Raw genomic sequence first — 8,303 nt, 5'->3', positions numbered from 1 at the left:
GGCCGATCTCCAAGCGCGAGTTCAAACCGGATGCCGCGCGCCAGAACCGGCGAGCGCCGCGAGGGCGCGACTAAAGAGGCCATCCTTAACAGTTACGTGACGGATTGTTGAAAACTTTTGCTGATCGCCGCGGCCTCCACGACGGAAATCCGGGCGATGTAGCGCAAATGGCGGCGAAACTCAGGCCAAGCAAATTCGGCGCGCTCCCAAGGGGGAGAACGAGGCGGCGAAAAGCGCTGCCCTCAACTCTCTTGAATCTGTCAATTTGCCTCTGCGCGTGTGCGATCACAAGCAGAGCGCGGCCTTGCGATCGATGGCGTTGATCGACGAAAGCGGACACCCGCGCCTGCTTCCAGATTTGCGTGGTCATTCGCCCAAGCAGATGATCGATGTTATCGAAAGCGAACGCTAACGCTTCGATCAGAATAGACCCGGGCCGGCTGCGCTTGACGCCAGTTATCGCCGTCCAGTCGCCCGCCTCAGCGCTTTCGCCAGGCGCCCATCGCACAATCACGCGATGAGATCGCCGCACAACGAGCTTCACTCGCGCAGGATCGCTTCGTCGCACCCGATGTCCAGGCAAATCGGAAATATGATGTGAACATAGGGCATCGAGGCCTTCATCGACGCGTCCAGGAGCGCAAAGGATGCGTGCCTGAATCTGCCGGAGTTCAGCGTCGGCCAGGTCGACGGGGGCGACGATCTCGGATTGCTCGAATTCGATGCGGTCGATCGCCGCAAACGCTATGCGAAGGCGCCTCGCCATGACGGACGCCGCGCCTTGCGAATCTCCGGTGATGACGCGCGCGACAAGTTCTTCATGCTGCGCAAAGATCACGCGCAGCCAGCCTGTTGCTCCAGCGAGAGATAGTGGAAGCGATCAAGCTGAGCTTTCGCCGATACGATCAACGTCCGGACATGCGGGTGGCCGGCGATTTTCGTCAGGGCGCGGTAGAGGTCTCCGCCTAAGACAAAGAAACTAAAATGGTCACGCTTCTCGATCATCCACACTATTGCTCCAATGACGCGCGGCGCAATCTGAGCGAATTGCCGACCACGCTGACCGACGATAGCGCCATCGCCGCGGCGGCGATGACGGGCGACAACAGCACGCCGAACCAGGGGTAGAGAACTCCAGCCGCGATCGGGACGCCTGCAGCGTTGTAAATGAAGGCGAAAAACAGGTTTTGGCGGATGTTGCTCATGGTCGCGCGGCTGAGCTGGCGCGCTCGCGCGATACCTCCCAAGTCCCCTTTCAGCAGGGTCACTCCAGCGCTCTCGATTGCGACATCAGTGCCGCCCCCCATGGCGACGCCAACATCCGAAGCCGCAAGCGCAGGAGCATCGTTGACGCCATCGCCGGCCATGGCGACGATGCGCCCTTCCCGGCGTAAACGGGTGATGACTTTTCCCTTTTCCTCTGGAAGGACTTCGGCCTCCACCTCATCGATGCCCAGCTTGCGCGCCACGGCTTCAGCCGTCGTGCGATTGTCGCCTGTCAGCATGACGATGCGCACGCCCGATCTTCGCAGGGCGTCGACTGCGGCCGGCGTCGTTGGTTTGATAGGGTCCGCAATGGCGATGAGGCCCGCGATCTTTCCGTCGATGGCGACATAGATCACGGTCGCGCCTTCCCGGCGGAGCGTCTCGGCTTCAGCGGTGAATATTTCGAAGTCGATCTTCGCCTCAGACATGATCTGATGGCTTCCGATGACGAGTTTTCGTCCATCAACGGCGCCAACCACCCCTTTACCGACGGGGCTATCGAAATCCTCCGCCTCGCCAAGCGGTATGTTTCTCTCCTTCGCGGCAGTGACGATCGCCATCGCCAGCGGATGCTCGCTGGCCCGTTCCAGACTGGCCGCGAGCCGGAGCAATTCATTGTCCACAACGCCGTCCACGGCCTTGATCGCCGTAACTTTCGGTTTGCCTTCGGTCAGCGTGCCTGTCTTGTCGACGACAAGCGTGTCGATTTTCTCGAAGCGCTCCAGCGCATCGGCGTTCTTGATGAGCACGCCGAGCCGAGCGCCGCGACCGACGCCGACCATGATCGACATCGGCGTTGCAAGCCCAAGCGCGCAGGGGCATGCGATGATCAAAACTGCGACCGCGGCGACAAGACCGTGGGACAATCGCGGCTCCGGCCCCCACGCGCTCCAGGCTGCGAAGGCCGCGACCGCGATTGCAATGACCACAGGCACGAACCAGCCCGAAACCTGATCCGCAAGCCGCTGGATCGGCGCGCGCGATCGCTGCGCCTCCGCCACCATGTGGACGATCCGGGACAGCACCGTGTCTCGACCGACTTTGTCCGCCCGCATAACGAAGCCGCCGCTTTGGTTGAGGGCGCCGCCGATCAGCCTTGCGCCGACCTGCTTGGTCACCGGCATGGCCTCGCCTGTGATCATGGATTCATCGACGGAGCTGCGTCCTTCAAGCAGTTCGCCGTCGACCGGCACTTTTTCGCCTGGCCGAACGCGGAGCCGATCGCCGGCCGTGATCGCATCCAGGGCGACTTCTTCGTCCGAGCCGTCATTGCGAACGCGCCGCGCCGTCTTGGGCGCAAGATCAAGCAAGGCCCGAATGGCGCCGCCTGTCTGTTCTCGCGCGCGCAACTCGAGCACCTGGCCGAGCAGAACCAGTACGGTGATGACTGCAGCGGCTTCGAAATAGACCGCAACCGACCCGTCAGCGGCACGCATATTCGCCGGAAAGACGCCTGGGAAGGCAGTCGCCACAACGCTGTAGGCCCAGGCGACGCCGGTTCCCATGGCGATCAGCGTGAACATGTTGAGACTGCGGTTGACGAGCGAAGCCCCGGCGCGCGCAAAAAACGGCCAACCCGTCCATAGAACCACCGGAGTGGCGAGAGTAAGCTGAATCCAGTTGGAGAACTGCGGTTCGAGCAGCATATGGAGGTCGATGAGATGACTTCCCATCTCGAGCGCGAGAACAGGCAGCGACAAGACGAGGGCGATCCAGAGCCGCCGCGTCATGTCCACGAGTTCGTCGCTGGGGCCTGTCTCGACGGTCGTCACTTCAGGCTCGAGGGCCATGCCGCAGATCGGGCAGAAGCCCGGACCTGCCCGCCGGATCTGGGGATGCATCGGACAGGTGTAGATTGAACCGGACGCGCTTTGTGGTTCGACGAGAGCGTTGCGCTCGTGATGATGATGGTGGTGCGCGTTTGCGTCGCCGTCAGCCAAGATAAAATTCTCCACGAACCGCGCTTCTCGTCGAGTCACGACCTCCGCGCCATGCGGCGGCGAACCCGGATCGCGCCGCTGCTTCCTCGCGCTTGGCGAGCCGCACATAGACCCAAATCAGCACCGGGCGTATGGCAAGCGTAAGCGCGTCGGTCGCTGCAGCAGGAAGCCCGTCATCATGACAATGAAAGCCGCATGCTGCGGATGCCGAACGAAAGCATACCGGCCGCCTGTGGCGAGACGGTGGTGGCGTCGGGCGGCGTAAAGTCGCCGCCAATTTGCCGCCAGCAGACAGCAACCGCCTTCGTTTGGTGGATCGGAGAGCGGCGACATCCGCGTCAACCGTCGCGCGTTGATAAATGTATTGCGACGTCCGCAGAGCAGCGGGTTGACAAAGATCAAGAGGAGCCAGGGGAAGCCGCTCGTCGAGAGTCGACGCTTGCAATCGGAGCGGCGCGGCTCCAGCCTGATGTTAACCCGAAGCGTCCTGGAATCTATTTCGCCGGCCGACCGAGGCTGTTGCGCGCCGCAAACAGAGCTTTCACGAAGTCGTCGACGATGTTGGAATTGACGCCATCCGGCGGTCTTAGAAGGAGAGCGCGGAAATGGAGCGCCGGCTCGAACGGCCGCGTGACGATGCCGCGGGTCGCGCGGTCGGCGATTGCAAGGGGATTGACAAGGCCAACGCCCATGCCGAGCGACGCAAGGATCGCGATTGTGACGCCGTATGGCGTCTCGACCGCAATTTGCGGGGTGATCCGGTGTTCGGCGAGCAGCCGATCCATGGCCTGACGAACCGTATCTTCAGGTGAAAGAGCAATGAGCGGTTCATTGGCCAGATCGACAGGCCGCACAATTTCCCGACTCGCCAAACGGTGACGCGCCGGCATCACGCAAACCGCACGCGGCGTCGCAAAAACCGTGTGGAGCACGCCGCCTGTATCGATCTGATCGGCGGCGAGACCGATGTCCGCACGGCCGGAAGCAACGAGATCGCGCACCACATTGGACGTCCGAACCTCGTAGCCCACCCGCACATTCGGATGTCGTAGCGCAAACGCCGCAATCGCCCGAGGCACGAGTCCGTGCCCGAGCGCCGATAGACTCGCGACGTTAAGCGTGCCGGCGCCGACTTCGCGAATTTGCGCGGCGCGCTGCTTCAATCGATCAAGCCCAACGAAGCTGGCGCGCACATCCGCGTGGAACAGCAGGCCTTCCCGCGTCGGGACGAGCCGCCCCTTCACGCGATCGAACAGCTTGAATCCCAGTTCACGCTCGAGATGGGCGAGCGACCTGCTTACCGCGGGTTGGGAAATGCCGAGCAGTTCGGCGGCGCTGCCTGCGCCCCCCGCCGTCATGATGGCGTGAAATATATCGATGTCCCGCAGGTTCATCGGCAGATCATAACAAAAACGGATCGATTAGCCAGTTCCCGGCCATGGTTTAGCATGGGCCGGGGAACTAGCTTGAGCGATGTCCGCGATGACGTGTGAATGAGCCGGCTCTCGTCAATCGAGCGACTAGGGCCGGCTGCTTTGGAGACTTTGAGTGACCGCAGCGATCTCGATCGGAAGCCCGACGCGCGAAGCTCTGCGGGACGACACCTTACTGATTCACGCCGGCCGGGACCCGCGACATCAGCAGGGCGCCGTCAACCCGCCGATCATGCGCGCGTCGACCATCATATTCGATACGATGGAGGCGTATGATCGTCGCAAGGAACTCTTTTACGATGGCGTCAGCTACGGCCTTTACGGCACGTCCACAGCGCACGCGCTGTCCGCTGCAATCGCTGAACTGGAGGGCGGATCGAGGACCGTTTTGACGGGCTCGGGCACCGCAGCCATCGCGCTCGCCCTCACGGCTATTCTGCAACGCGGCGATCATGTGCTTGTCGCTGACAGCGCCTATCAGAACACGCGCACATTCTGCGACACGACGCTCGCCAAATTCGGCGTCGAGACGAGTTACTACGATCCGACAATCGGAGCGGGCGTAGAAGCGCTCATCCGACCGAATACGCGGGCGATCTATATGGAATCGCCGGGTTCGCTGACTTTCGAGGTTCAGGACGTTCCGGCCATCGCTTCGATCGCCCGTCGGCGCGGGATCGTCACCCTCATCGACAATTCCTGGGCGTCGCCGCTCTATTGCAAACCGTTGCAGCTAGGCGTGGATGTTTCGATTCAGCCAGCCACAAAATATCTGTCCGGCCATTCCGATGTGCTGCTCGGAGCCGTCACGACCAGGGACGAAGCACTCTTCAAGGCCATAAAGGATATCGCCGGCCGCTTCGGCAGCAACGCCGCGCCTGACGATTGCTATCTGGTGTTGCGCGGCATGCGATCGCTGGCGGTGCGCATGGAGCGCCATCAGGCCAACGGCTTGGCGCTCGCGCGTTGGCTGGAGGGCCGCCCCGAAGTCGCGCGGGTTCTGCATCCCTCTCTTCCGGACGATCCCGGCCACGAAATCTGGCGCCGCGACTTCAAGGGAGCTTCGGGATTGTTTGGCGTGCTGCTGCGATCCGATTCACGCGACGCTATCGCTTGCATGATCGAGCGTTGCCGCCTGTTCAAGATCGGTTCGAGCTGGGGTGGGTTTGAGAGCCTGATCGTCCCGGGCTATCCGCAAAAAGCGCGCACGGCGCGGCCATGGACGGAGCGCGGATTTCTTCTGCGCTTCCATGCCGGTCTCGAAGACGCTGGAGATCTTATCATCGACTTGGAGCGCGCCTTCGCAGCGCTCCGCGGGGTTTGAGGAGATTGGCAAAGCAACCAATCGACTGGTCCAACCGGCTCCATGATTGGACCGTTCATCACAAACACAAAGGGGGATCCAGCATGAGCACCACGTCGAAATCCGCGTTGCTGGGGCTTTGCGCGATCCTGGCGTGGGCGAGCCCCGGCGTCGCCCAGACAGATACGGTCGGCGCGATCAAATCGCGCGGAGACCTGATTTGCGGAACCAGCACCGGCGGATCGCCGGGACTCAGCACGCTTGACGACAAGGGCGCCTGGGCAGGGCTGGAAGTGGATTATTGCCGCGCTCTCGCCGCAGCGATTCTCGGCAATCCCGATCGCGTCAAATTTGCGCCGCTTGAATTCAAGAACGCTTTTGCGGCGTTGACCTCCGGCAGCGTCGATCTCCTGGCGCGGACAGCGACATGGACCTTCACTCGCGACGTAGAGCTGAGATTTGATTGGCCAGTCGTCTATTTGCATGACGGCCAAGGCTTCATGGTGCGCAAATCGCTCGGCGTGAAAGCCGCCAAGGACCTCGATGGAGCCTCGATCTGCGTCACCGGAGGCTCGACGACCGAGTTGAATCTCGCGGACTTCTTCCGCGCCCACAAGCTCAAATATATCCCGATCGTCGCCAGCGGCCGGGAGCAGAATATCGCCAATCTGGAAGCCAATCGTTGCGACGCCTACTCCAACGAACGGGGCGGCCTGGCGGCGAATCGCTCGGCCCTTCCCAAACCCGATGACTACGTCATTCTGCCGGACGTCGTCTCAAAAGAACCGACTGGACCGGTCGTGCGCCAGGATGACGCGCGCTTTCGCGACATCGTCGCCTGGACCTTCTACGCCCTCGTCATCGCCGAAGAGTTTGGCGTCACGAGAGCGAACGTCATCGAACAGGCATCCGGTTCTGACAATCCTGAGGTGCAAAGACTTCTTGGGAAAACAGGTGAATTCGGCTCCAAATTGGGACTCGCCAACGACTGGGCCGTCAAGGTTATCTCCGCGGCCGGCAACTATGGCGAGATTTATAATCGCAATCTTGGCGCGGACAGCCGCATCAAACTTGCGCGCGGTCAAAATGAACTCTGGAAGAATGGCGGACTCATCTATGCGCCGCCGATGCGCTGAGACTGATGGCAGCCATCAGTAGAGCATTAGAATGGCTGTGATTGAAGCGACGTTGGAGGCGAGCGCCCAACGCTCGGACGCGAAGCGTCGGACGCCATACCGGCGCCAGACGGCAGCGGCGGTGCTGGCGCAAGCTGCAGCACTGTTCTGCGTCGCCTCCGCCATCGCTTACTTCGCCCACAACGTGTCGTTGAATTTGAAGGCGCGCGGCCTGGTCTCCGGCTTCGATTTTCTTTGGCGTGAAGCTGGGTTCGGAATCGGCTTTTCCGTTATTCCATTTAGCGAGACTGACAGCTACGCCCGGGCGCTGCTTGTCGGGCTCACCAATACGTTGCTCGTCGCTGGCGTCGCACTGATCCTCGCCACCCTGCTCGGCGTCGTGATCGGCGTCGCCCGCGTCGCGCGACATGCGCCGACCGCGGCGGCGGCGCGGGCTTACGTCGAACTCCTGCGCAATATTCCTTTGCTCGTCCTGGTTCTCTTCTCGCATCAGCTCCTCATCAACCGCCTCCCGCCAGTCCGCGAGAGCCTGAGCCTCGGCGATTGGATTTACCTCAACAATCGCGGACTCGTCTTGCCGAGCATGGCCAGCGGAAATCTCGCCGTTCCATTCATTCTGTTTCTGGCCGTGATTGCGACCTGCGCGGCGCTGCTCGCAACCTGGATGCATCGCAACCTGGCGATCTCGACCAGGCGGACCGTTGCGATCTCGCTTTGCGCATTCCTGGCGGCCGAGCTGTTCGTTGCAGTATTCGCGCTTGACTGGCGCAAACCGACGTTGGCCGGCTTCAACTTCAGAGACGGCTTGACGCTTGTTCCCGAGTTCGTCGCGCTCGCCTCGGCGTTGATTATTTATAACGCAGCCTTCATCGCCGAGATTGTCCGCGCCGGAATCGAGTCGGTCAGCCGCGGGCAACGCGAAGCCGCAGCGGCGCTCGGCTTGCCATCGGGCCTGCTCATGCGGCTGATCATTCTGCCGCAGGCGTTGCGAGTGATTATTCCACCGCTCGCCAACCAGTATTCGCATCTGCTGAAGGCGTCGTCATTGGCGACCGTCATCGGCTATCCGGATTTGGTGAACGTGTTTCTCGGAACAAGCCTGAATCAGACCGGACGGGCGATCGAAATCGTCACGATTACAATGGCGATCTACCTGGCGCTTGGCGGAGCGATCGCCGCTTTCACCTCCTGGTTCAACCGTCGTATGGCGCTTGTGGAGCGGTGA

The 8,303-nt window shown here is 61.7% G+C and carries 7 protein-coding genes; 3 read left to right on the top strand and 4 right to left on the bottom strand.

Features of this window, described 5'->3' with window-relative positions:
* Positions 1–85: 85 nt before the first annotated feature.
* The 4 genes from L8F45_RS28555 to L8F45_RS28540 all read right to left on the bottom strand — a co-directional run bounded on the left by L8F45_RS28555 (position 86) and on the right by L8F45_RS28540 (position 4,600).
* On the bottom strand, positions 86–766 hold the full coding sequence (locus L8F45_RS28555) for a hypothetical protein (RefSeq protein WP_342363782.1): 681 nt from the start codon (positions 764–766) through the stop codon (positions 86–88).
* 68 nt (positions 767–834) lie between these two features.
* Positions 835–1,005, bottom strand: coding sequence for a hypothetical protein (locus tag L8F45_RS28550; protein WP_342363781.1), 171 nt, complete (start codon positions 1,003–1,005; stop codon positions 835–837).
* A gap of 5 nt (positions 1,006–1,010) precedes the next feature.
* A complete protein-coding gene (locus tag L8F45_RS28545; RefSeq protein ID WP_342363780.1) occupies positions 1,011–3,206 on the bottom strand; it encodes a copper-transporting P-type ATPase in 2,196 nt (731 codons plus the stop codon).
* 494 nt (positions 3,207–3,700) lie between these two features.
* Positions 3,701–4,600, bottom strand: a complete 900-nt coding sequence (locus tag L8F45_RS28540; protein ID WP_342363779.1) for a LysR substrate-binding domain-containing protein — start codon at positions 4,598–4,600, stop codon at positions 3,701–3,703.
* Positions 4,601–4,754: 154 nt separating this feature from the next.
* Here L8F45_RS28540 and metC point away from each other — a divergent pair, with 154 nt between their 5' ends.
* The 3 genes from metC (at position 4,755) to L8F45_RS28525 (ending at position 8,303) form a co-directional block, all read left to right on the top strand.
* On the top strand, positions 4,755–5,963 hold the full coding sequence (metC, locus tag L8F45_RS28535) for a cystathionine beta-lyase (protein WP_342363778.1): 1,209 nt from the start codon (positions 4,755–4,757) through the stop codon (positions 5,961–5,963).
* Positions 5,964–6,046: 83 nt separating this feature from the next.
* Complete coding sequence (locus L8F45_RS28530; protein ID WP_342363777.1) at positions 6,047–7,078, top strand: amino acid ABC transporter substrate-binding protein; 1,032 nt, start codon at positions 6,047–6,049, stop codon at positions 7,076–7,078.
* A 31-nt stretch (positions 7,079–7,109) separates the two neighbouring features.
* Entirely contained in the window at positions 7,110–8,303 is a 1,194-nt protein-coding gene (locus tag L8F45_RS28525; RefSeq protein ID WP_342363776.1) for an amino acid ABC transporter permease, read from the top strand.

Origin of the sequence: Terrirubrum flagellatum (genome assembly GCF_022059845.1) — a bacterium.
Classification (GTDB): Bacteria; Pseudomonadota; Alphaproteobacteria; order Rhizobiales; family Beijerinckiaceae; genus Terrirubrum; species Terrirubrum flagellatum.
This window is presented reverse-complemented; position numbering and strand designations above follow the sequence as displayed.

Bases quoted from the DNA above. Each gene is read 5' to 3' on its own strand.
- L8F45_RS28540 (WP_342363779.1), bottom strand. From the start codon at position 4,600: ATGAACCTGCGGGACATCGATATATTTCACGCCATCATGACGGCGGGG.
- L8F45_RS28525 (WP_342363776.1), top strand. From the start codon at position 7,110: ATGGCTGTGATTGAAGCGACGTTGGAGGCGAGCGCCCAACGCTCGGAC.
- L8F45_RS28530 (WP_342363777.1), top strand. From the start codon at position 6,047: ATGAGCACCACGTCGAAATCCGCGTTGCTGGGGCTTTGCGCGATCCTG.
- L8F45_RS28550 (WP_342363781.1), bottom strand. From the start codon at position 1,005: ATGATCGAGAAGCGTGACCATTTTAGTTTCTTTGTCTTAGGCGGAGAC.
- L8F45_RS28555 (WP_342363782.1), bottom strand. From the start codon at position 766: ATGGCGAGGCGCCTTCGCATAGCGTTTGCGGCGATCGACCGCATCGAA.